The following is a 22480-nucleotide window of genomic DNA, read 5'->3' as shown; positions in this document are numbered from 1 at the left end:
AACAGATCAATGAAACTGTTTCAACGCATCTTCGCCACATTTTGCGCAGTCATCGTCTGCGCAATCTTTGTGGCGAGTTTTTCTTTTTGGCTGGTGCAAAATACCCTTGCTGAAAACCAATTCAACCAACGCCGCACCATCGAAACCACTTTGATGAACAGCATCCTCTCCGCCTTTAGGGCGCGCGGGGACAGCGGTGCGCGCGAAATTTTGGCGGAATGGGAAGACAGCCCCGTCTCCAATTCCGTTTACGTCATTTTGGGCGACGAGAAAAAAGACATCCTCGACCGCAATATCGACGGACACACCATCGAACGCGCCCGCGTGTTTGCCATCAATAATCCCAATTCCGATTTGGCACACATCGAATACGACCGTTTCGGCGAGGAATACCTCTTCTTTATCAAAGGTTGGGACAGCCATCAGGCGCAACGCCTGCCCAGCCCGCTCTTCATCCCGGGTCTGCCGCTCGCCCCGATTTGGCACGAATTTATCATCCTGTCCTTCATCATCGTCGTCGGCCTGTTGATGGCGTACATCCTCGCCAGCAATATTACTAAGCCCATCAAAATCTTGGGCAGCGGTATGGACAGAGTGGCAAACGGCGAACTTGAAACCCGTATTTCACAACAAGTGGACGACCGCGACGACGAATTGTCCCACCTTGCCATCCAGTTCGACAAAATGGCGGAAAAACTGGAAAAACTCGTTGCCAAAGAACGCCACCTGCTTCACCACGTCTCCCACGAAATGCGCTCTCCCTTGGCGCGCATGCAGGCGATTGTCGGACTGATTCAGGCGCAGCCGCAAAAGCAGGAGCAATACCTGAAAAGGCTGGAAGGCGAATTGACCCGCATGGATACCTTGGTCGGCGAGTTGCTGACGCTTTCCCGTTTGGAAACGTCCAACATCCCGCTGGAAAAAGAAAGCCTGAAACTCGTCCCCTTCCTGAAAAACATCGTGGAAGACAACCAAAGCATCGCCCAGCAGAACAAACAAACCGTTACCCTTTCGGTCGAACCCAGAATCCCCGAAAATGCCACGGTCTGCGCCAACGAAGGCTATTTGTACCGCGCGTTTGACAACGTTATCCGCAACGCCATCAATTACAGTCCCGAAGGCAGCACCATCCGCGTCAATATCGGACAAGACAGCAAGCATTGGATTGTCGATGTTACCGACAACGGCCCCGGCGTGGACGAAATGCAACTGCCGCACATTTTCACCGCCTTTTACCGCGCCGACTCCAGTGCCAGCAAACCCGGTACCGGCTTAGGCCTTGCCCTGACCCAACACATCATGGAGCAGCACAACGGTAAAATCATGGCTGAAAACATCAAGCCGAATGGTTTGAAAATGCACTTTATCCTGCCCAAAAAGAAAGTGAACGGCAAAGCGGAAAAGCCGCATCCTAAAACTAATTGACTATGAATGTTGCCAATTGGGGTTTGTAAACAAATTGCCACACCCCAAGCCCACAAAAGGTCGTCTGAAAAGAACAAACCCTTACGTTCCCGCCTTTCAGACGACCTTTTATGCCATTTGTCATATATAATGCAAGTGAATAATTAAATCATTTAAAGTTCGCATGTTCCGCCATAAAGAGCAACGAAACAAACTATCCATTGATAACAAAACCAACAACGAACGCCCAATCCCGTTCACTCATCACATACCCCTTCCCCCCCCCGAAAGGTCGTCTGAAACGCAGCGTCCACACACCGAAAAGGAGGCACCATGTCCGCCCAATCCATGTCCGGCTACTTCTTCATGCCCAACCACATCATTCTCGTGGGCGCGAGCGAACGCCCATATAGCTTGGGCGAACGCATCCTGAGCAACCTCCTGAGCGCACCGTTTCAAGGTCAAATTACACCCGTCAACCTCCGCCACCGCACGGTTGCCGGACTCACCTCCTACACCAACCTCAACAAAATCCCCGGCAGCGCCGACCTCGTCATCGCCGTAACGCCGCCCGACAGCTACGACGCCCTGTTCAAATCCTGCCGCAAAAAACAGTTCGGCCACATCATCCTCATTCAAGACTGGGAAAGCCTGTCTGACGACGAATGGCACACCGCCGAAGCCGCCATCAAAAAACACCACGGCAACGAACTCAACATCAGCGTGTGCAGCCCCGCCGGCGTGCAGCTTCCATCGCAAAGCCTCAACATCAGTTCCCAACCCGACCATCCGGCAGGTTACACCGCCCTTCTGACCGGACACGCTTCCGTCAGCAGCAAAATCAACCTCATGCTGCAAAAAATGGGACAGGGCATTTCACGCCACATCAGCCTCAACTATCCGCTCAGCCCCACCACTTCTGCCGACTGGCTCAACCGTTTCGGCCACAACCGCCACACCAAAGTTGCCGTTATCGAACACAACCCGGCCGAAAACCAGCGCAACCTGTTCAGCGCCATCCGCCATTTCACCCGCCACACACCGCTCATCCTCCACGTTACCCACCGTTCGGACGACACCGAAAAAGCCGTGCTACGCTGCCTCGCGCGCCATTGCAACTTCCTCGCCACATTCAGCAGCAGCGAACTCGAAGCCGCCCTGCACGCGCGTTTGTCCGACCTCCCCCCTCTGAACAGCATCGACATCCTGTCCGACACCCCTGCCGAGTGGCTGGAAACCTGTGCCCCCCAAAACCTAAAACTCCAATTCCCCACCAAGCAGCCGCACATCCGACAAGGCTACATCGGCAGCACACCCACGCCCGCACATTACCACAGCATCGCCAGCCAACACCTTCAAAATACCCATACCGAAGCCCTGCTCGCCATCGTTGCCCCGACCGACAGTCCCGACGAAAAAAATCTGACCCGCACCCTGAGCATGCTGGCGAAACACACTGCCAAACCCCTGCTTGTCAGCAGCCGCTTTTCAGACGACCTCCTGCATTTCGACCGTCCCGAACAAGCCCTGCAAGCCGTATCGTTCCGCAACATTGCCGACCAACTGCAAAAAGAGCAGCTACGCATCGCCACGCCAAAAAAAGGTCGTCTGAAAACCCCGCAGGCAAGAAACATTAACAAAGCCCTCGCCTCAAAAGATCTGCCCCTGCTTGCCGAAGCCCTGTGCCTACCTACCTATCAGCACACCGTGCATAACGCCGTGCAATTCCGTTTTCAACGCCATGCCGTCTATGGCGACATCCTGACCGTATGCCATCAAGGCAGAACCACCGCCGCGCTCCCGCCGTTCTCTACGCTGGACAGCGAACACATCGCCCGTTTCGCCCAACTCGACAATACACACACCCTCAACCAGCTCCTGTATACCCTAAACACACTCAGCCAACGGCAGCAATACATCGGCGAAATCCTGCTCAACCTCAACGGCGACCAATACAGCAGCGACTTTGTCTTGCAGGCTGACGAACGCCCCTCCCCAAAAAATAAACCAACCAATATAGCCACCCTCAAGCTCGAACAAGCCGCCGCCAAAGTACAGACCGCAGCGGAATACCTGCGCAGCAAAAATCCTGCTGCCGCCGAGTTCCTCCGCAATACCGGCGAAGCCGCCGCCGAACTTTTGGGCGCAAAAACCGAAAGCGAAGCCCCCATCCAAAACGTGCTCGCCCCCTACCCGAGCGAACATCCTGCTACGCTTACCCTCAAAAACGGCGAAACCGTAACCATCCGCCCCTTCACCCCCGAAGACGCGGAAGCCAAGCAGCAATTCGTCCGCAACCTTTCTCCGCAAGCGCGCTACACCCGCTTCATGACCCACACCAACGAATTGCCCATCCCCACCCTCGCGCGCTTCAGCAAACTCGACTACCACAGCGAAGCCGCATGGACGGCACGCAATTCAGACGACCTCATCGTCGCCATCAGCCGCTTCAGCCGCATCAACCGCAACGAATGCGAATTCGGCATCACGCTTGCTGAAAACGTGCGCGGCAAAGGGTTAGCAGCAGAAATGATGAAGCTGATTATCCAATCGGCAACACAACAAGGCTACCGCGTCATGAGTGCCCAAATACTCAAATCCAACACCCCTATGCTTAAACTTGCTGAAAAATCAGGCTTTACCATCACCCCTTCAGAAGAAGACAACACTTTATGCCAAGCACGCCTCAACCTGACCACTCCGCAAAACAGCAACAAAAACAAATAAAAACTTGCATGAACAACGCAAAATATCCTAAAATTAGCGGTTTCTTATCTATCCGATTTTCTCAAAAGGACTCAAAATGGTAGTTATCCGTTTGGCTCGCGGTGGTTCTAAACACCGTCCCTTCTTCCACGTAGTCGTTGCCGACTCCCACAACCGCCGCGACGGCCGCTTCATCGAGCGCGTTGGCTTCTACAACCCTGTTGCCAATGAAAAACAAGAGCGCGTACGCCTCCAAGCCGACCGCCTGAACCACTGGATCGCCCAAGGCGCACAAGTCAGCGACGCAGTTGCAAAACTGATCAAAGAACAAAAAGCTGCTGCTTAATCAACGGCTAATCTTGCTATGACCGACACTCGACAACGGGTAGCCATGGGCTACATCAAAGGCGTATTCGGCATCAAAGGCTGGCTCAAAATAGCCGCCAATACAGAATACGCCGACAGCCTCCTGGACTACCCTGAGTGGCAGTTAAGCACAGACGGTAAAACCCTGAACGTTACACTCGAAGCCGGCAAAATCGTCAGCGGAGAGCTTCAGGTTAAATTCGAAGGCATAGATGATCGCGATCAAGCTTTTGCCCTTCGCGGCTATACCATCGAAATTCCCCGAGAAGAATTCGCTCCTACCGAGGAAGACGAATATTATTGGGCAGATTTAGTCGGCATGACCGTTGTCAACAAAGACAATATCGTGCTCGGCAAAGTCACAAACCTGATGGAAACCGGTGCCAACGATGTTTTGATGATTAATGGCGAACATGGTCAAATCCTGATCCCGTTCGTATCCAACTACATCGAGGCCGTCGATACCGAAGGCAAAACCATTACCGCCGACTGGGGCTTAGACTACTGATGTTGATACAAGCCATCACCATCTTCCCCGAAATGTTCGACAGCATTACCGAATACGGCGTAACCGGTCGCGCAAAAAAACAAAACCTTTGGCAATTCCAAGCCATCAATCCCCGCAAATTCGCCGACAACAAACTCGGCTATATTGACGACCGCCCCTTTGGTGGAGGTCCGGGAATGATTATGATGGCGCCGCCGCTGCAAGCAGCGATAGAAGAAGCCAAACAAACATCTTCAGCGCCTGCAAAAGTCATCTACCTTAGTCCACAAGGTCAACCGCTGACCCACAAAAAAGCCGTAGAGCTTGCAAAATCCCCACATCTCATACTGCTTTGCGGACGATACGAAGGAATTGACGAACGCCTGCTGCAAAGCAGCGTAGATGAAGAAATCAGCATAGGCGACTTTGTCGTTTCCGGCGGAGAGCTACCCGCCATGATGCTGATGGATGCCGTACTCAGACTGATACCCGGCGTATTGGGCGACATACAGTCAGCCGAACAGGATTCGTTTTCAGACGACCTATTAGACTGCCCCCATTACACCAAACCTTTAGAATTCCAAGGCATAACCGTCCCTGACGTATTGCGTTCGGGCAATCATGGCTTGATAGCCGAATGGCGGTTGAAACAATCGCTGCGACGCACCCTGGAGCGCAGACCAGACCTGCTGGAAAAGCGCAGTTTAATCCCAAAGGAATCCCGCCTCTTAAAAGAAATCTTGCAAGAGCAACAGGAAATCCAATCATAATTTAGGAAAAACAATGAACCTGATTCAACAATTAGAGCAAGAAGAAATCGCTCGTCTGAACAAAGAAATCCCCGAATTCGCACCGGGCGACACCGTAGTCGTTTCCGTACGCGTAGTAGAGGGTTCACGCAGCCGTCTGCAAGCTTACGAAGGCGTTGTTATCGCCCGTCGTAACCGCGGCTTGAACAGCAACTTCATCGTCCGCAAAATTTCCAGCGGCGAAGGCGTTGAGCGTACTTTCCAACTCTACTCCCCTACCGTAGAAAAAATTGAAGTAAAACGCCGCGGTGACGTCCGTCGCGCCAAACTGTACTACCTGCGCGGCCTGACCGGTAAAGCGGCCCGCATTAAAGAAAAATTGCCTGCCCGCAAAGGTTAAGCAAAAGAATTGCAAAGCAAAATCCCCACTTTTCAGTGGGGATTTTTATTTTGCAATTCTTATAACGGATCTTCGCAGAAATTTGATCTAAAAAATATTGGGTTAAACTTAAATCAGAGCAAGGCAATGAGGTTGCCGACAGCAAAATGTATAAAACTATTTCACTTATTACCCTGATAACTCAATAAAAAATTATTCTTTTCAAACCAGAGTAAAGTAAAGCTGTGCAGGTGTTTAAACTTAACTCTCTATACAACAATATATCCCAATAAAAACCGGTTTCAGACGACCTTTGATGTAATCGGGGTCGTCTGAAACCGGTGGATTTACGATTCCGCCTTATCTTCCGCCTTTTCCTTCTGACCGGGCAGATAAGGCATGATGACTTCAGACAATGATTGAAAATAAGGAATGCTGTACGAGCTTTGCCAATCTTCCGTTTCCTGCAAATCGGTGTGGGCGCAGACCATGACCGCCAAAGTGACCAGCAACACGCCTTTGGCTGCGCCGAACACGCCGCCCAATACTCTGTTGACACTGCCCAAGCCCATCGATGACGCTGCGTTGGTCAGTATGGTGCGTAAAAACTGCTGTAAAAAACGCGCCAAAAAGAAAATCACGACAAACGAAATGGCAACGCCCAAGGCGCGCGGTTGAATCGATTTAAACGCCACTTCCGAAAACGGCACGGCAAACGTTTTAGCCAACAAAAAGGAAATCACCCACGCAAACAGCGAACCCGCTTCGGCAATGACGCCGCGTATCATCGACATCACGATACACGCCGCGATCACGCCGAAGGCGAGTATGTCGGCTAACGGAATATCATTCATTGGTTACCTGTCCGGCAATGCCGTGTACGCGCAGTTTGTTCAAGTCGCGTTCGGCGTCGTAGGCGTTTTTGTATGCGCCCGATTTGACGCGGTAAACCTTGCCTTTATCCGTCATCACTTCGGTAATGGTTGAGTCGATACCTGCTGCTTTCATTTTGCGTTGCAGGCTCAAGGCGCGTTCTTTTTCAGCATAACCTGCCTGAATGGCGGCTTTTTTACCTGATTTGACTTCGGCGGTTTTGGTTTTTGCCTTTTCAGACGACCTTTCGGCAGTAGCGGTTTTCTCTGCCTTGGCCGTCTGCTCGGCTTTGGCTTTGGCAACTTTCGCTTCGGCTTCCCTTACTGCGGAAGCTTTTTTGCCGGCTGTTTCGATTTTTTCATATTTGGAGGCATCTACCCGAATTCTTTCTTTAGGTTCGGATGCGGATGCTGTGACGGTTTCTTTGGCTTTTTCCGCTGCCGCTTTGTGTTTTGCCGCCGCTTCTTCTTTGGCTTTTAACGCCTTACGTTCGGCAACGGCTTTCTCGGCTTTTTCCAACTGCGCCAGCTTGTTGCGCTCGGCTGCGGCGGCACGCTCGGCCTTCTCGGCTTTGGCAGCTTGAAGCGCACGTTTACGCGCTGCGGCATTGGCTTCGCGTTCCGCTGCTTCTTGGGCTTGAAGCTGCTGCGCTTTACGCTGTTCTTCACGATTACGGCGGCGCTCTTCCGCGCGTCGCTCGGCTGCTTCGCGTTTGGCGGCTTCGGCTTTTTGGATTTTCTCAGACTCTTCCAAACCTTTGATGTCGCTGTCTGACAGCGTATCGTTAATCAGCACCAAAGGCGGGCCTACATCTTCGGGCGCGGCTGGCGGCGCATCAGGTTGCGGCTCGGCTTGCGCAGTTTGCTCCGGCGCGGCGGTTTCCTGCGGTTTGTCCGCTACTTCGGCATCGGCATTTTTAGCCGCTTCTGCCGCTGCTTCCAAATCTTCTTTGGTAGAAGGCTCCAACACGGTCGCATCCGCCAAGTTGGCAGGTTCTGCGTTGGCGTTGTTTTGTTGGATGGTTGTAGTTTGGGCGTTTTCTTCTGGCTTGTTTTCCGGTCCGGTTGACAGGGCGACGCCCAATAAAACGGTCGATGCCGCCACCAACCCCGATGCCATAACCAAGCGGCGGCGGTTGCGGCGTTTGAGCTGTTCGTAACCGGTCAGAACTTCATTTTGCTTATTGTCAGACATGGAGATTTCCTTTTACAACGCCGCCATCACGTCGGCAACGGTATGAAATGAGCCGAAAACAACGATTCTATCATTTTCGCCCGCCTTAGCCAAAGCTGCGCGGTACGCCTCGCGAACTGAGGTAAAAGTTTGTATATTTTCGATGTTTTGTGCTTCCAGTTTCGCCTGCAAGGCTTCCGCGGTCATGCCGCGCGGCACGTCCAAAGGTGCGATATACCACTCGTCAAACTGGTCTTTAACGATTTCCAACACGCCGTCTATGTCTTTGTCGGACAGCATGCTGAACACGGCGGTGCGCTTTTGCGCAAAAGCCAAATTAATCAGGCTGCGGCGTAAGGCGCGGGCGGCGTGGGGATTGTGTCCGACATCCAAAACGGTCAGCGGACGGCCGGGCAGGACTTGGAAGCGCCCGGGGTTTTCAACCAGCAGCAATCCGCGCTTGATGGCGCCGATGTCCACCGGCAATTTTTCGTTCAAACATTCCAACACGGTCAACGCGCAGGCGGCGTTGGAAAGCTGGTATGCGCCGCGCAATGCGGGGAACGGCAGGGAATTGCGGTTGCGCGCGGGGTCGTCTGAATGCTGCGGATGGAAGCGGTAGTTCCATTGGATGTTTTCCAATGAGGAAAAATCGAAATCGCGCTGCACCATCAGCAGTTTCGCGCCTATGGCTTCGGCGTGTGCGACCAACGATTCGGGCGCAGGGTTTTGCCCGCAGATTGCGGGTTTGCCGCTGCGGAACACGCCTGCTTTTTCAAAGCCGACCTGCTCGACCGTATCGCCCAAAAACGCCTGATGGTCCAAATCCACGCTGGTAACCACCGCGCAATCGCAGTCGAACACATTGACCGCGTCCAAACGTCCGCCCAAGCCGACTTCCAATATCATCACATCGACTTGTTCGCGTATGAAGATATCGACCGCCGCCAAGGCATTGAATTCAAAATAAGTCAGCGATATTTCGCTGCGCGCCGCTTCGATGCGCTCGAAGGAAGCGGTGATGAGGTCGTCTGAAACCGGCTCGGCGTTGACGGCGATGCGTTCGTTGTAACGCAATAAATGCGGACTGGTCAGCGTACCGACTTTGAAGCCTGCCTGTTTGTAAATCTGCGTCAGGTAGGCGCAGACCGAACCTTTCCCGTTTGTTCCCGCAACGACGACGACGGGGCATTGCGGCTCGAGTTTCATGCGTTTTTTCACTTCACCCGTGCGTTCCAAGCCCATGTCGATTAAGCCGCCACTGTGGGCGGTTTCCAAATGCGAGAGCCAGTCTTGTAATGTTTTCATGTGTGTTTCGTTTTTTAAAAGGTCGTCTGAAACCGTCGTTTCGAATAATGGGGCGGCTTCGGCTGCTTGTGTGGACTGTTTTTATATTGGGTTTAATTTGACGAGAACAAGGCGGAAAACCGCTTTACCGAATTAAAGCGGATGCCCGGCATCCTGAACCTGACACCAGCGCGCCCAAACTTTCAGACGACGGTAAGATTCTTTATCCGCCATATCGGGCGTGACGCATTGCCGTATCGTTTTACCGTCGGCGTTCCACTGTAAAAACAAAGCGTAAGGAGTCAGCATCGTCGCACCGTCCAACACCGCGTCCTGCCCTTCTCCGTCTCCGCAAAACACGGAAGCGCGCGCATGGCGGTCGATGGCGATTTTCTTTACCGCACCCGCCGTCCGCAAATTCACCACGCGCCAAGCGTGGACAAAACTGCCCGCCAACGCCGCCAGCCCGAACCACATCATCCAGCCGTAAAACCATATCAGGCACACGGCCACTGCGGACAAATGCAACCAAACGGACAAGGCTTTTAAAGAACGGGACGGCTTCAAGGTCGTCTGAAAAGCGCGCATCGCCCTACATCATATTGTCAAACACGGGCGTAATGCTCAATTCCGCCTCTTCCATGTCCAAAACCATATCGTGGATTTCGGTATCGAAAAATTCCCAAAACGCCTTCAGGCTCATGTCTTGCGGCCACTTGCTTTTGTCGATGTCCCAGCCTGCGAGTTCTGCCTCGAAAATCTGTTGGTAGCGTTCGTCAAAATAGGCAATCACCTCTTCCGGCTCGTCAAACTGCGGCACGAGGAACACGGAACAGTTGGCACGGAGTTGCTCGATGGTCAGATCGGGCATATTTTCGTCGGCGGATTTCAGCCATTCCAAAAAGCGGGCGGTCGGCTTAAGCACGACGGCGGTACGGTCAACAAAATACATGGTTTTCCTTTGCTACGGCAAAATGAGAAATGGTTTCTTTGCCGTCTATATCTATCGGTTGCATTCGCCAAAGGTCGTCTGAAAGCCCAAATCTGTCTTTCAGACGACCTTTTGACAAGCTGTTAATGCGTCATCACTTGCTGCAAGAACTGTTTGGCGCGTTCGTGTTTCGGATTGGTAAAAAACTCTTCAGGCGTTTCGTTTTCCAAAATCTGTCCTTTATCCACGAAAATAATGCGGTCTGCCACTTCGCGCGCAAAGCCCATTTCATGTGTAACACACATCATGGTCATGCCGCTTTCCGCCAAATCCTGCATCACTTTCAACACCTCGCCGACCATTTCCGGGTCGAGTGCGGAAGTCGGTTCGTCAAACAGCATCACTCGCGGCTCCATCGCCAGCCCGCGCGCAATCGCCACACGCTGCTGCTGTCCGCCGGAAAGCTGGCTGGGGAATGCATCTTTTTTATGCGCCAAACCCACGCGTTCCAACAGCTCCATCGCCTTTTCCTCAGCCTGTTCGCGGCTTTGTTTTTTCACCTTCATCGGCGACAGGATGATGTTTTCCAATACGGTCAGATGCGGATACAGATTGAAGCCTTGGAACACAAAACCCACTTCCTCACGCACCTTGTTCAAATCCGTTTGCGGATCGGCAACATTGATACCGTCCACCCAAATCTCGCCGCTCTCAATGCTTTCAAGCTGGTTGACGGTACGGATGAGCGTCGATTTGCCGCTGCCCGAAGGTCCGCAAACCACCACCACTTCACCCTGCTTCACTTCCAGATTGACGCCGTTGATGACGTGCAGGTCTTTGAAATGTTTATGTACATTTTTGAATTTAATCATGTTGTTTCCAGATGTTTTCAGACGACCTTACGGACGAGATAATTGCTCAGTTCCACATATTTCTCCGGCGCGATATGTTCGGCACGGTCTTGCGGGCTGATGCCGACTGCCTGTAAATCCTCGTCGCCGGCAAGCTCTTTCAGATTGTTGCGTATGGTTTTGCGGCGTTGGTGGAAGGCGAGTTTCACCAGTTTGGCGAAATGCTCGAAATCGTCTGCCTTGCCGATGCGGTGTTTCACCGGAATCATGCGCACCACTGCCGAATCAACTTTCGGCGCAGGGTCAAACGATTCGGGCGGCACGTCAATCAGCAGCTCCATATCGAAAAAATATTGCAGCATCACGCCCAAGCGGCCGTAGTCATTGCTTTTTGGCGCGGCCACCATGCGCTCGACCACTTCCTTTTGCAGCATAAAGTGCATATCGACGACATCGTCCGCCACTTCCGCCAGCTTGAACAAAAGCGGCGTGGAAATGTTGTACGGCAGGTTGCCGACGATTTTCTTTTTGCCCGCGATGCTGTTGAAATCAAACTGCAATACATCGCCTTCATGAATCACGAGCTTATCCGCAAACGGCAGCGTTTTCAGACGACGTACGATGTCGCGGTCGATTTCGATAACGTGCAGGCAGTTCAGCTTCTTCGCCAAAGGCTCGGTAATCGCCGCCAAACCCGGCCCGATCTCAATCACCACATCATCCGCCTGCGGACGCACTGCGTTGACAATATCGGCAATAATCCGCGTGTCCTGCAAAAAATTCTGCCCGAAGCGTTTCCGGGCCTTATGTTCTTTCATCGCGTCTCTTCAAACTGTCGATCATTATAATAAGCGCGTATTGTAACTGAAAAACATAGCGTTTTGTCGGACAAGAAAGAGGTCGTCTGAAAACGTTTTTCAGACGACCTCTTTAGCTGTAACGGCAATTTCATCCCCTACCCTGCTCGAAAAGCGGTAGACGGCTGAATTGTTCAATCAAGCATCCACCGGCTTCCAGTCCGCGCCTTTTACCGGCGGCAGCCAAGATTGCGTACCGCTGGCGGAAAATTCCCACAGGATGTCGGGTAAGCCGTAATGGTCGGCGCGCGTCGGGTCGAGTTGCGTTTCAATTTCGGCTTCGCGGCCTTCGCGGATTTGTGTGGCGATGTGCGGATTGATCATGACGGTTTTGCCCAATGCGATAAATTCCGCCCAGCCGGTTTCAAACGCCGCCAGAATATCATCGGCGGTAAACAGGTTGCCCACACCGATAAGGGGCAGCTTGCCGTTGATGCGGTCGTGGATGAACTGCATACGGGTTTGCGCCGTATCGCCGCCACGTCGGATTTTCTTATCGAATTCCCACAAGGAAACGTGCAGGTATTGCAGCGGCTTTTGTACCAGCGCGTCAATCAGTGCGCCGGTTTCGGTCATGGTCAGCCCGTCTTCGCCTGCCTCTTCGGGCGAGAAGCGGTAGCCGATGATGAAGTCGTTGCGTTGGTGTTTGTTGCGGACGGCGGCAACGGCATCGACGACGGCGAGCGGAAAGCGCATTCTGTTTTCCAAGCTGCCGCCCCATTGGTCGCTGCGGCGGTTGCTTTGGGCGGAGTAAAACTGTTGGATTAAATAGCCGTTCGCGCCGTGGATTTCCACGCCGTCAAAGCCTGCGCGAATCGCCAAATCGGCAGCTTGGGCGAAGAAGGCGATGAGTTCTTCCACTTCTGCGGCACTCGCTTCACGCGCACCTTCTTCTTCGCTGGCGGACGCGCTGATTTTGTCGCGGCGGTTGAGTTCCGCCATCGCTTTAGAGCCGCCGTGATGGATTTGCAAAATCGCTTTCGCACCTTGTTTTTGAATGATTTGGGCGGTTTCTTTCAGGCTGTCGAGGCAGTGTTCGCCCGTAGCTTCAGGCTGTCCTCGAAAGGCCTTGCCGCCGTCTTGAACCAAAGTGGCGGCGGAGATAAAGAGCCCCATATCACCTGCACGGTTGCCGAGGAACGTGCGCTCTTGGTCGCTGATTAAACCGTCGGCGTGCGAACCGAAATGGGTCATGGGCGCAACGGCGAGGCGGTTTTTGACGGTTACGCCGTTGTTCAGCGTGAAGGGTTGGAAAAGCGGGACGTATTTGGAATTCATTTTGTTCTGTCGAAAATTAATAACATCGACAGAATTGGGACAAATAGGGAATTATCAAGAACGAGGTCGTCTGAAAACACGGTTTCGGAGAAATGGAATGTTTTCAGACGACCTTTCGGCGATACACCTAACAACGATTACCAGAGGTAGGTTACGCTGGCACCGCCGCCCGCACCGCCTTTCGCCGCGCCGACTGCCGAGCCTTTAACCAGCCATTTGCCGCTGGCGGATACTTTGGAAATACCTACGGCGTAGCCGCTTTTACCGCGCCAGATACCGCTTGCGACGGAAACCGCACCTTGTCCCGGCTGATATGCCTGTCCGAGGCTGCCGACTGCGATTGCAGCGGCGGAGCCTGAATCGGCGCGCTCTTCAAGTTTGTCCATACGGACTTTGGCTTCGTTGCGCAAAGCGGCGATTTGGGTCTGGTGATTGCTCTCGGCTGCGGCAAGGCTGCTTTGGGTTTGGCGGGCAAGGCTCTTCACTTGGGCAACGTTGACCGCATCCGTATCCTCCTTACCCGCAGCAACATTAGTAATCTGGCGGCTGTTTTGTTCGCTGCCGACAGATACCGCGCCCAAAGTCGATACCCATGCCTTACCCGTTTCGGTACTTGCCGCGCCGGTGGCAAAGTCATGTCCTGCAACGCCTGCCGCAGTATCGGCAACACTGTCCGTACCGAGCGCTACGGAGTTTTGTTGACGTGCTTCTGCTTTGTAGCCCAAAGCAGCAGATTTTTCCTCAAATGCGGCAGCACCTGCGCCCAAAGCCGTTCCGCCCGATTTCCGTACCCGTGCGCGCGTGCCTGCGGCAAGACCGTTGAGCGCGGTGGACGAAGATTCCACGCCCAATGCCACGCTGTTGGTTTCTTCGGCAACCGCGCGCGTACCGACTGCAACCGCTTGATAACCGTTTGCCTCGGCAGCAGATGCCAGCGCAACCGCCTGCGTACCGTTGGCTTTTGCCCTATCCCCGACAGCAGTGGAACTGAGTGCATTGGCTTCGCTGCCCCGTCCAAACGCAACCGCATCAATATCGGCAGCCTTCGCGCTTTCACCAACCGCGATAGAACGCAAACCCTTTGCCTGCGACATCAAACCGACCGCCACCGACTGCCCGCCGGAAGCCTTCGATGCGCCGCCGACGGCAATATCGTTGGTTCCTTTTGCATTCGCTCTGAAACCGACGGCAACCGTCCGCAATGCTTCCGCCTTAGCCTCGCTGCCAAATGCCGACGCGCTCAAACCCGAAGCGTTTGAATCATAGCCGGCAGCAACAGACTTATAACCCGCCGCAGCCGCTTTGTCGCCCAACGCGGTCGCATTCTCCCCCGCCTTCGATTCTTTGCCCAATGCGGCAGAACCGTTTTTGTGCATCGTCCCTGTCGCAATACCTTCTGCAGCACAAACATTTGCAAAAACAAGGGACAACACCAAACACAGCGGTTTGACGGATAAGTTTAGTTTCATCTTTTCATTCTCCATTTTTGAATTTTTAACAATACTAACTAATCCTAAATAATTATATTTAACTATTTAGAATTAGTTATATTGTATAGAATTATTACAATATTATTAATTATATATAATTAATAATTGATTTAAATCAGTGGTCAGTTATGCTGCTTTTGCCATACTGGTTAATCTTATGAAATCACGCCAAGGTGTTTTCAGACGACCTTTTACCAACACTTTCCGTCTAACAACCGGCAAATGAAAGCATCCAAAGGGGTAGAAATATAAATCCTCTGCCATATCCGCTATAATCAACTCTTTTCATCCGACAGGAAGTCAAATGTCCTCCAGCCGTTTCAACCAAACCGGCCCCAAAATCGGTCTGAGCGTGCGCCTTGCGGAAACGCAGGCGGAAATTGAAGCAGCACAACGCTTGCGTTATCAGGTATTTGCCCAAGAACTGGGGGCGGAAATCGAAAGCGACAACGGTCGCGATGTCGATCCTTACGACGAATATTGCCACCACCTTTTGGCTTTTGACGACGCAACCGGAGACGTCATCGGCTGCTATCGTCTGATTACCGAAGAAACCGCCAAAAAAGTCGGCGGCTGGTATAGTGAACACGAATTTGACTTGTCCCCTTTGAAAGACATTTTGCCGCAAACCGTCGAACTCGGCCGCGCCTGCACCCATCCCGACTACCGCAACGGCGGTTTGGTCATGCTTTTGTGGTCGGGGTTGGTCAAATTCATGAAAGACGAAAACCTGCGCTTCATGATAGGCTGCGGCAGCATTGATATGCACGACGGCGGCAGCGATGCGGCGGGTCTGTATCATGCCCTGAAATCCAAATATCTCGCGCCTGAAAAATGGTGCGTCAAGCCGCTCAATCCGCTCAAGTGGGACGAAATTACCCCGTCGGACAAACCTGACGTCCCGCCGCTGATTAAAGGCTACCTCAATGCGGGCGCATGGTTCTGCGGCGAGCCTTGCGTCGATGAAGCGTTCAACTGCGCCGACGTGCTCATCATGATGGACATCACCCGCCTGGCAGACCGTTACCTCCAACGTTTTGCCCCTAAACCATAAAGACCAAAAGGTCGTCTGAAAACCTTTTCAGACGACCTCAACTATTGTGAAATCAGCAAATAACTGATTTTTAGCGGTTTCACCCTATACCAAGATTGCACACACCACAACCTTATGATTGCCAAACTACGTTTTACCTTCCGCCTGCTCTGCATCGGCATCTGCCTGCTTTACGGTATGGCGGAAATGTTCTTCCTGTTTCCCTTTTACAGCAAACGGCGCAAACTGCGTGCCATCCAAATCTGGTCGCTGCGCGTTCTCGCTTCATGCGGCATGAAGCTGGAAACCTTCGGCACGCTGCCTCAGGAAGGGCAGGCGCAGTTGTTAATCAGCAACCATATCTCTTGGTTGGACATCATGGCGGTCAACGGCGCTTTTCCGGGTCGGTTTGTGGCGAAAGACGATGTCGCCAAATGGCCGGTAGTCGGCTATCTCGCCACGCAGGCGCAGACCGTTTACGTTTCACGCAATAAGGGCACCAAAGGCAATACCGCTAAAATCGCCACGGTAACCGAAGCCCTTAAAAACGGCGATACCGTAACCATTTTCCCGGAAGGGACGAGTACGGAAGGTTATGAAATCCTCCCGTTCAAACCCAGCTTTTTCCAAACCGCCTACGATGCAGGCGTTCCCATTATCCCCATGCTCTGCCGCTACCCCAATCCCGACGGCACCAGTCCGAACCTTCAGGCGGCTTATGTGGGCGATACCAGCCTGTGGCAATCCATCTGTATGATTATCAGCCAGCCTTCCAGCAAGGTGGAGCTGCATTTTCTGGAGCCGGTTCCTGCCAAAGAAGACCGCTACGAAACGGCGCTGGAAATACACGGCATTTTGAGCCGAAAATTGAAAGAATTGGGCTAAAGAGTCAAAACAAATGAAAGGTCGTCTGAAAAACCGGTTTCCCGTTTTTTCAGACGACGGCGGATTCGCATTTGAAGTGCAACTTTCCATAACAGAAAAAGGCCAGTATGCGGTAGCATACGGCCTTTCCTGCAAGAAAGATTGCCATGAGCTACACACAACTGACCCAAGACGAACGATACCATATCCAATACCTGTCCCGCCACTGCACCATCGCCGAAATCGCCAAACAGCTCAACCGCCACAAAAGCACCATCAGCCGCGAAATCAAGCGGCACTGCATCCAAGGACAGCAATACAGCGCCGAAAAAGCACAGAAGCAAAGCCGGCTGACCAAACAGCACCGGCGAAAACCCTATAAGCTCGATTCGCAGCTGGTTCAACACATCGACACCCTTATCCGCCGCAAACTCAGTCCCGAACAAGTATGTGCCTACCTGCATAAACACCACGGGATCACACTCCATCACAGCACCATTTACCGCTACCTTCGCCAAGACAAAAGCAACGGCGGCACTTTGTGGCAACACCTCAGAATATGCAGCAAACCCTACCGCAAACGCTACGGCAGCACATGGACCAGAGGCAAAGTGCCCGACCGCGTCGGCATAGAGAACCGACCTGCTATCGTCGACCGGAAAACCCGCATCGGCGATTGGGAGGCCGACACCATCGTCGGCAAAAATCAGAAAAGCGCGTTATTGACCTTGGTCGAACGCACTACCCGCTACACCATCATCTGCAAATTAAAGAACTTAAAAGCCGAAGACACTGCCCGGGCGGCCATTAGGGTATTAAAGGCATATAAAGCCAGAGTCCACACCATCACCATGGATAACGGCAAAGAGTTCTACCAACACACCAAAATAGCCAAAGCATTGAAGGCGAAAACCTATTTTTGCCGCCCTTACCATTCTTGGGAGAAAGGGCTGAATGAGAACACCAATGGACTCATCCGGCAATATTTCCCCAAACAAACCGATTTCCGAAACATCAGCGATCGGGAGATACGCAGGGTTCAAGATGAGTTGAACCACCGGCCGAGAAAAACACTTGGCTACGAAACGCCAAGTGTTTTATTCTTAAATCTGTTCCAACCACTGGTACCCTAGTGTTGCACTTGAAATCCGAATCCAAGGACCTTTTTTACAATCATGTTTTAATTGCACACCCATTCAAGAATGATGCCGCCTTGTAGCGTGGGCTTTGCCCACGAAGATGATGAGTAAAAAAGGCTGCCGAAACTTTCTCTATTATCCGCGGGCAAAGCCCGCTCTACGGGTTTTAACCGACCATAGTGCAATGAATGCAAAACAGGTCGTCTGAAAACGTATAGTGGATTAACTTTAAACCAGTACGGCGTTGCCTCGCCTTAGCTCAAAGAGAACGATTCTCTAAGGTGCTGAAGCACCAAGTGAATCGGTTCCGTACTATCTGTACTGTCTGCGGCTTCGTCGCCTTGTCCTGATTTAAAGTTAATCCACTATACAACTTCTGTTTCAGACGACCTCAGGCATATAAAAAACCGCAGGGATAAACCTGCGGTTTGCTGTTTTACAGTTTGCTGTCTTCGCTGTCGAGGAAGCTTCTGAGGCGGTCGCTGCGGGTCGGATGGCGCAGTTTGCGCAGGGCTTTGGCTTCGATTTGACGGATACGTTCGCGGGTTACGTCAAACTGTTTGCCGACTTCTTCGAGCGTGTGGTCGGTATTCATGTCGATACCAAAGCGCATACGCAGGACTTTGGCTTCGCGCGGGGTCAGGCTTTCGAGGATTTCTTTGGTGACTTCGTGCAGGCTGGTGTACATCGCGGCGTCTGCAGGGGCAACGTTGTTGGCGTCCTCGATGAAGTCGCCCAAGTGCGAATCGTCGTCGTCGCCGATCGGGGTTTCCATCGAAATCGGCTCTTTGGCGATTTTCATGATTTTGCGGATTTTGTCTTCCGGCATTTCCATCAACTCGGCAAGTTTGGCGGAATCGGGCTCTTCGCCGGTTTCTTGCAGATACTGGCGGGAGATGCGGTTCATCTTGTTGATGGTTTCAATCATGTGCACCGGAATACGGATGGTGCGCGCCTGGTCGGCAATCGAGCGGGTAATCGCTTGGCGGATCCACCATGTCGCGTAGGTGGAGAATTTGTAGCCGCGGCGGTATTCGAACTTGTCGACCGCCTTCATCAAGCCGATGTTGCCTTCTTGAATCAAATCAAGGAACTGCAAACCTCGGTTGGTGTATTTTTTGGCGATGGAAATCACCAGGCGCAAGTTTGCCTGAATCATTTCCTGCTTGGCGGCTGCGGTTTCTTTTTCGCTCGACACCATGTTTTTGTTGATGTCTTTCAGCTCTTCGATGGAAATGCGGGTTTCTTTTTCCATGTTCGCCAACTCGGTTTGTTTTTCGAGGATGGCGTGGCGGAAGCGGTCGAGCGCGTCGCTCCAGACCCTGCCTTTGGCGACTTCTTCTTCCACCCATTTCAGGTTAGTGATTTCGGGCAGGAAGTTTTGGATGAAGTAGTCGCGTTCCATATGGACGCGGTCAAGGCAGATGTCGCGGATTTCGCGTTCGAGCTTGCGGATGTTTTCGACACGGCTGCGCAGGTTGCCGCTGAGGCTTTCGATTTGGCGGGTGGCAAAGCGGACTTCCAAGAGCTTGTTGGCGATGGCGTCGCGGTGTGCCAGATAATCGGGGTGGCGGCTGTCGTGTTTTTCCAGCTTTTTGATCATCTTGCCGTATTCGCTTTCGATGAAGGCGAAGTGTTCCAGCACTTTTTGCTTCAATTCGGCAAGATGGGCAGCGGACATGGCTTCGGAGTCGCTGCCGGAATCGTCGTCATCGTCGTCTTCATCCGCTTCATCTTCTTCACTGCTGCCGGAATCGTCGTCGTTTGACGCGCTTTCCAAGTGTCCCAAGCCCAATTCGTTGAGTAACACTTCGTTCGGATCGATGATGGCTTCGACCACTTCGTCCACGCGGATTTCATCCTTGCGGATTTGCTCGATCAGCTCGAGGATTTCGGCAATGGAGCCTGGACAGGCGGAAATTGCCTGCACCATGTTTTTCAGGGCGTTTTCGATTTTTTTGGCGATGATGATTTCGTCTTCGCGGGTCAGCAGGTCAACCTGCCCCATTTCGCGCATATACATACGCACAGGGTCGGTGGTTCTGCCGAATTCGGAGTCCGCGCTGGACAAGGCGGCTTCGGCTTCGGCAACGGCATCGTCGTCGGTTACGGCGGCGGCGTTGTCGCTCAACAAAATGTCTTCCGCGTCAGGCGCCTGCTCGGTCACTTGGATACCCAAGCCGGAAATCATGCTGACGATGTTGTCGATTTGATCCGCATCGGACATATCGTCGGGCAAGGCGTCGTTGATTTCGGAATAAGTGATGTAGCCGCGTTCCTTACCCATGATGATGAGCTGGCGCAGGCGGGCGCGCTGCTCTTCGAGGGTCAGCGGACGGTTGTCGTCCTGTTCTTGATAGTCTTCGTGATTTTGGTCTTTAGACATGGATTACTTTCTTGATCTGATGGTGTGCCGACGGTTTGCATGATGCACCTGAAGGCGGAACAGAGTGATAACCGATTTAAAGTCAATCTATTGGGTTATCACTCTGAGGTCGTCTGAAAGCTCTTTGGAACGGGTGTTCTGCGGGATCATCATGTTCGCAGCTTGGGACAATGCTTTTCTGACGGCCTGAAGGTTGCTGGATTCGGCAGGGATTGCCGTTCGTTCAATTTTGCTTTGCCGTCAAAAGCGACAGCAAGAGTTTTTTTTCATTTTCATTCAAACCCGATTGCAGGCTTTTCTGCTTGAGGGTTTCGATTTGTTTGTATTTTAACTCGTTAAGGAGTTTCTTCATGCCGATTTGGAAGTTCTCGCGATCTTCGTCTCCTCCGCCTTCCATTTCTTCAGAATAGAGTGTCGATTGGAAGATTTGGTTCACGGTTTCTTCGTAAGGAGAACCGCGCATATACTCTAAAACCTGCGCGGTAGCAGGTACGGCGGCATGGCTTTTAATGGTTTCGGCGAGATTGGCAAGGCAGGCGAAATCTCCGTCCAACGCCACATAATCGGGCAGGTCTATATATGCAGCCCAATCCGGATTTATCAAGAGGCTGCGGATTTGCCGTTGCACCAGCGTCAGCATGACAGGCTGCTTGACGGAAATCGGAGGCAGTTTGTAGCTTTTTTGTTTGACGTGCCGCTTCGGCGCTTCCTGCCCCAGCAGTTGGGCGAGATTGTCGGGATCGATGCCGACCAGCTCGCTAAGCCGTTGTTTCAATAGATAAGCCAATGCCGGCGCGGTAATCTGCGCCAAAAGCGGCGAACTGGTTTTCACCAATTCCGCCTTACCTTCCTGCGTATTGAGATTGAGGTCGTCTGAAAGATGCTCCCAAAAATATTCCGACAAAGGCTTGCTTTGATTCAACAGCGCGTCTTCAAATTGCGCTTTGCCGTAGGCGCGGATGTAGCTGTCGGGGTCGTGTTCTTCCGGCAGGAATAAAAAATGCAGCGATTTATCGTCTTTCAACTGCGGCAACGCATTTTCCAGAGCGCGCCAAGCCGCTTTCCGTCCCGCGCTGTCGCCGTCGAAACAGAAATAAATACTGTCCGCCTGCCGCATCAGGATTTTGACGTGTTCCGCCGTCGTCGCCGTGCCCAAAGCCGCCACGCCGTAGCCCACGCCGAACTGCGCCAGCGCGACCACATCCATATAGCCTTCGACCACCAAAATCCGCCCTGCTTCCTTGACCGCGGCACGCCCTTCATACAATCCGTAAAGGTTTTTCCCCTTATCAAACAGAGGAGTATCGGGCGAATTCAAATATTTCGGCTTCGAGTCGTCCAACACCCTGCCGCCGAAACCGATTACCTGCCCGCGCGGATTGCGGATGGGGAACATAATCCGATGACGGAATCGGTCATAATGCCGCCCCTCATTGTCAATCACCATACCCGTATCCACCAACGCAGTATTCGGGTACGGCTGGAACACTTGCGCCAAAGGCTGCCAGCCGTCGGGTGCGTAGCCCAAACCATAATGCGCGATGACTTCCGCGCTCAAGCCGCGCTTGTCCAAATAAGCCTTCGCCGCCGGATTGAATTTCAACTGTTGCGCATAAAAATCAGCCGCCGCAGCCGTCGTTTCCTCCAGCGTCTGCTGTTTTTTCTTACGTTCGGCACGGACTTCGGGATTATCGTTCTGCCCGCGCACTTTAGGCACTGCCATGCCCACACGGTCGGCAAGAAACTGCACCGCCTCCGGAAATGACAGCCCCTGATGTTCCATCACAAAACCAATCGCCGAACCATGCGCCCCGCAACTGAAACAATGATAAAACTGCTTGGTCGGACTGACTGAAAACGACGGCGTCTTTTCCTTATGGAACGGACAACAAGCCATATAGTTCGCCCCGCCCTTCTTCAGCGGAACCTGCTCGTCGATAATATCGACAATATCGACTTTGGCCAGAAGCTCGTCAATGAAATCGGATGGAATCATAGTTCGGCGGATGCGTATGGACGGGACAAACGTTTTCAGACGACCTTTTATCTTAAAGGTCGTCTGAAAACGGAATCTCGAATCGGTTTGAAAACAAGGTTCGTATTATAACGTGTATTCAGGATAAAAATAGCACTCTTACAAAACCGACTCCTTAGCGGACAGCTTATCCAACATAAACCTTCGAGGTCGTCTGAAAATTCGTTTTCAGACGACCTCGGGTGCTTAAAA

Annotated in this window: 20 protein-coding genes; 9 read left to right on the top strand and 11 right to left on the bottom strand. The window is 52.6% G+C overall.

The features are described from left to right. Window positions 1-9 precede the first annotated feature (9 nt). The 6 genes from MON37_RS02685 (at window position 10) to rplS (ending at window position 6112) form a co-directional block, all read left to right on the top strand. A complete protein-coding gene (locus MON37_RS02685) occupies window positions 10-1425 on the top strand; it encodes a HAMP domain-containing sensor histidine kinase (protein ID WP_039406554.1) in 1416 nt (471 codons plus the stop codon). Between the two features lie 312 nt (window positions 1426-1737). Then, window positions 1738-4131 carry a bifunctional acetate--CoA ligase family protein/GNAT family N-acetyltransferase gene (locus MON37_RS02680; RefSeq protein ID WP_039406552.1) on the top strand — a complete coding sequence of 798 codons (2394 nt, stop codon included), beginning with the start codon at window positions 1738-1740 and terminating at the stop codon, window positions 4129-4131. Between the two features lie 76 nt (window positions 4132-4207). Beyond that, on the top strand, window positions 4208-4456 hold the full coding sequence (gene rpsP, locus MON37_RS02675; protein ID WP_003740833.1) for a 30S ribosomal protein S16: 249 nt from the start codon (window positions 4208-4210) through the stop codon (window positions 4454-4456). Between the two features lie 18 nt (window positions 4457-4474). Continuing rightward, entirely contained in the window at window positions 4475-4984 is a 510-nt protein-coding gene (gene rimM / locus MON37_RS02670; RefSeq protein WP_039406550.1) for a ribosome maturation factor RimM, read from the top strand. Continuing rightward, window positions 4984-5733, top strand: a complete 750-nt coding sequence (trmD, locus tag MON37_RS02665; protein WP_039406548.1) for a tRNA (guanosine(37)-N1)-methyltransferase TrmD — start codon at window positions 4984-4986, stop codon at window positions 5731-5733. Before rimM ends, trmD begins: the two co-directional genes overlap by 1 nt. Window positions 5734-5746: 13 nt before the next feature. Beyond that, entirely contained in the window at window positions 5747-6112 is a 366-nt protein-coding gene (rplS, locus tag MON37_RS02660; RefSeq protein WP_003679470.1) for a 50S ribosomal protein L19, read from the top strand. A 326-nt stretch (window positions 6113-6438) separates the two neighbouring features. Here rplS and MON37_RS02655 read toward each other — a convergent pair whose 3' ends face one another. The 9 genes from MON37_RS02655 to MON37_RS02615 form a co-directional block, all read right to left on the bottom strand. Continuing rightward, entirely contained in the window at window positions 6439-6945 is a 507-nt protein-coding gene (locus tag MON37_RS02655; RefSeq protein ID WP_039406537.1) for a CvpA family protein, read from the bottom strand. Further along, window positions 6938-8158, bottom strand: a complete 1221-nt coding sequence (locus tag MON37_RS02650; protein WP_039406535.1) for an SPOR domain-containing protein — start codon at window positions 8156-8158, stop codon at window positions 6938-6940. Before MON37_RS02650 ends, MON37_RS02655 begins: the two co-directional genes overlap by 8 nt. A 12-nt stretch (window positions 8159-8170) precedes the next feature. Further along, window positions 8171-9445: a bifunctional tetrahydrofolate synthase/dihydrofolate synthase gene (folC, locus tag MON37_RS02645; protein WP_039406530.1), complete on the bottom strand. Its 1275-nt coding sequence runs from the start codon at window positions 9443-9445 to the stop codon at window positions 8171-8173. A gap of 132 nt (window positions 9446-9577) precedes the next feature. Beyond that, the gene (locus MON37_RS02640; protein WP_039406527.1) at window positions 9578-10012 is read right to left on the bottom strand and encodes a protein YgfX; all 435 of its coding nucleotides are present in this window, start codon (window positions 10010-10012) and stop codon (window positions 9578-9580) included. Window positions 10013-10016: 4 nt separating this feature from the next. Continuing rightward, window positions 10017-10376: a hypothetical protein gene (locus tag MON37_RS02635; RefSeq protein ID WP_039406524.1), complete on the bottom strand. Its 360-nt coding sequence runs from the start codon at window positions 10374-10376 to the stop codon at window positions 10017-10019. A gap of 122 nt (window positions 10377-10498) precedes the next feature. Continuing rightward, window positions 10499-11227: an amino acid ABC transporter ATP-binding protein gene (locus MON37_RS02630; protein WP_003740819.1), complete on the bottom strand. Its 729-nt coding sequence runs from the start codon at window positions 11225-11227 to the stop codon at window positions 10499-10501. Window positions 11228-11244: 17 nt separating this feature from the next. Beyond that, window positions 11245-12024 carry a 16S rRNA (adenine(1518)-N(6)/adenine(1519)-N(6))-dimethyltransferase RsmA gene (gene rsmA / locus MON37_RS02625; RefSeq protein ID WP_016687675.1) on the bottom strand — a complete coding sequence of 260 codons (780 nt, stop codon included), beginning with the start codon at window positions 12022-12024 and terminating at the stop codon, window positions 11245-11247. A 177-nt stretch (window positions 12025-12201) separates the two neighbouring features. Beyond that, window positions 12202-13341, bottom strand: a complete 1140-nt coding sequence (locus MON37_RS02620; RefSeq protein WP_039406519.1) for an NADH-dependent flavin oxidoreductase — start codon at window positions 13339-13341, stop codon at window positions 12202-12204. Window positions 13342-13478: 137 nt separating this feature from the next. Continuing rightward, a complete protein-coding gene (locus MON37_RS02615) occupies window positions 13479-14810 on the bottom strand; it encodes a YadA-like family protein (RefSeq protein ID WP_039406517.1) in 1332 nt (443 codons plus the stop codon). 325 nt (window positions 14811-15135) lie between these two features. Between MON37_RS02615 and MON37_RS02610 the strand changes: the two genes are divergently transcribed. The 3 genes from MON37_RS02610 (at window position 15136) to MON37_RS02600 (ending at window position 17861) form a co-directional block, all read left to right on the top strand. Beyond that, the gene (locus MON37_RS02610) at window positions 15136-15885 is read left to right on the top strand and encodes a GNAT family N-acetyltransferase (RefSeq protein WP_039406514.1); all 750 of its coding nucleotides are present in this window, start codon (window positions 15136-15138) and stop codon (window positions 15883-15885) included. A gap of 114 nt (window positions 15886-15999) precedes the next feature. Further along, a complete protein-coding gene (locus MON37_RS02605; RefSeq protein ID WP_039406512.1) occupies window positions 16000-16749 on the top strand; it encodes a lysophospholipid acyltransferase family protein in 750 nt (249 codons plus the stop codon). A 146-nt stretch (window positions 16750-16895) separates the two neighbouring features. Then, on the top strand, window positions 16896-17861 hold the full coding sequence (locus MON37_RS02600; RefSeq protein ID WP_242883537.1) for an IS30 family transposase: 966 nt from the start codon (window positions 16896-16898) through the stop codon (window positions 17859-17861). Window positions 17862-18303: 442 nt separating this feature from the next. Here the strand turns inward: MON37_RS02600 and rpoD are convergent, their stop codons facing one another. Continuing rightward, window positions 18304-20253: an RNA polymerase sigma factor RpoD gene (rpoD, locus tag MON37_RS02595; RefSeq protein ID WP_003757828.1), complete on the bottom strand. Its 1950-nt coding sequence runs from the start codon at window positions 20251-20253 to the stop codon at window positions 18304-18306. A 223-nt stretch (window positions 20254-20476) separates the two neighbouring features. Further along, window positions 20477-22249: a DNA primase gene (gene dnaG / locus MON37_RS02590; protein WP_039407798.1), complete on the bottom strand. Its 1773-nt coding sequence runs from the start codon at window positions 22247-22249 to the stop codon at window positions 20477-20479. Window positions 22250-22480: the final 231 nt, after the last annotated feature.

It is taken from the genome of Morococcus cerebrosus (genome assembly GCF_022749515.1).
GTDB classification, from domain to species: Bacteria; Pseudomonadota; Gammaproteobacteria; order Burkholderiales; family Neisseriaceae; genus Neisseria; species Neisseria cerebrosa.
This window is presented reverse-complemented; position numbering and strand designations above follow the sequence as displayed.

Excerpts from the sequence above, each read along its gene's own strand:
- MON37_RS02685 (WP_039406554.1), top strand. The coding sequence starts at position 10 with ATGAAACTGTTTCAACGCATCTTCGCCACATTTTGCGCAGTCATCGTC.
- MON37_RS02680 (WP_039406552.1), top strand. The coding sequence starts at position 1,738 with ATGTCCGCCCAATCCATGTCCGGCTACTTCTTCATGCCCAACCACATC.
- rpsP (WP_003740833.1), top strand. The coding sequence starts at position 4,208 with ATGGTAGTTATCCGTTTGGCTCGCGGTGGTTCTAAACACCGTCCCTTC.
- rimM (WP_039406550.1), top strand. The coding sequence starts at position 4,475 with ATGACCGACACTCGACAACGGGTAGCCATGGGCTACATCAAAGGCGTA.
- trmD (WP_039406548.1), top strand. The coding sequence starts at position 4,984 with ATGTTGATACAAGCCATCACCATCTTCCCCGAAATGTTCGACAGCATT.
- rplS (WP_003679470.1), top strand. The coding sequence starts at position 5,747 with ATGAACCTGATTCAACAATTAGAGCAAGAAGAAATCGCTCGTCTGAAC.
- MON37_RS02655 (WP_039406537.1), bottom strand. The coding sequence starts at position 6,945 with ATGAATGATATTCCGTTAGCCGACATACTCGCCTTCGGCGTGATCGCG.
- MON37_RS02650 (WP_039406535.1), bottom strand. The coding sequence starts at position 8,158 with ATGTCTGACAATAAGCAAAATGAAGTTCTGACCGGTTACGAACAGCTC.
- folC (WP_039406530.1), bottom strand. The coding sequence starts at position 9,445 with ATGAAAACATTACAAGACTGGCTCTCGCATTTGGAAACCGCCCACAGT.
- MON37_RS02640 (WP_039406527.1), bottom strand. The coding sequence starts at position 10,012 with ATGCGCGCTTTTCAGACGACCTTGAAGCCGTCCCGTTCTTTAAAAGCC.
- MON37_RS02635 (WP_039406524.1), bottom strand. The coding sequence starts at position 10,376 with ATGTATTTTGTTGACCGTACCGCCGTCGTGCTTAAGCCGACCGCCCGC.
- MON37_RS02630 (WP_003740819.1), bottom strand. The coding sequence starts at position 11,227 with ATGATTAAATTCAAAAATGTACATAAACATTTCAAAGACCTGCACGTC.
- rsmA (WP_016687675.1), bottom strand. The coding sequence starts at position 12,024 with ATGAAAGAACATAAGGCCCGGAAACGCTTCGGGCAGAATTTTTTGCAG.
- MON37_RS02620 (WP_039406519.1), bottom strand. The coding sequence starts at position 13,341 with ATGAATTCCAAATACGTCCCGCTTTTCCAACCCTTCACGCTGAACAAC.
- MON37_RS02615 (WP_039406517.1), bottom strand. The coding sequence starts at position 14,810 with ATGAAACTAAACTTATCCGTCAAACCGCTGTGTTTGGTGTTGTCCCTT.
- MON37_RS02610 (WP_039406514.1), top strand. The coding sequence starts at position 15,136 with ATGTCCTCCAGCCGTTTCAACCAAACCGGCCCCAAAATCGGTCTGAGC.
- MON37_RS02605 (WP_039406512.1), top strand. The coding sequence starts at position 16,000 with ATGATTGCCAAACTACGTTTTACCTTCCGCCTGCTCTGCATCGGCATC.
- MON37_RS02600 (WP_242883537.1), top strand. The coding sequence starts at position 16,896 with ATGAGCTACACACAACTGACCCAAGACGAACGATACCATATCCAATAC.
- rpoD (WP_003757828.1), bottom strand. The coding sequence starts at position 20,253 with ATGTCTAAAGACCAAAATCACGAAGACTATCAAGAACAGGACGACAAC.
- dnaG (WP_039407798.1), bottom strand. The coding sequence starts at position 22,249 with ATGATTCCATCCGATTTCATTGACGAGCTTCTGGCCAAAGTCGATATT.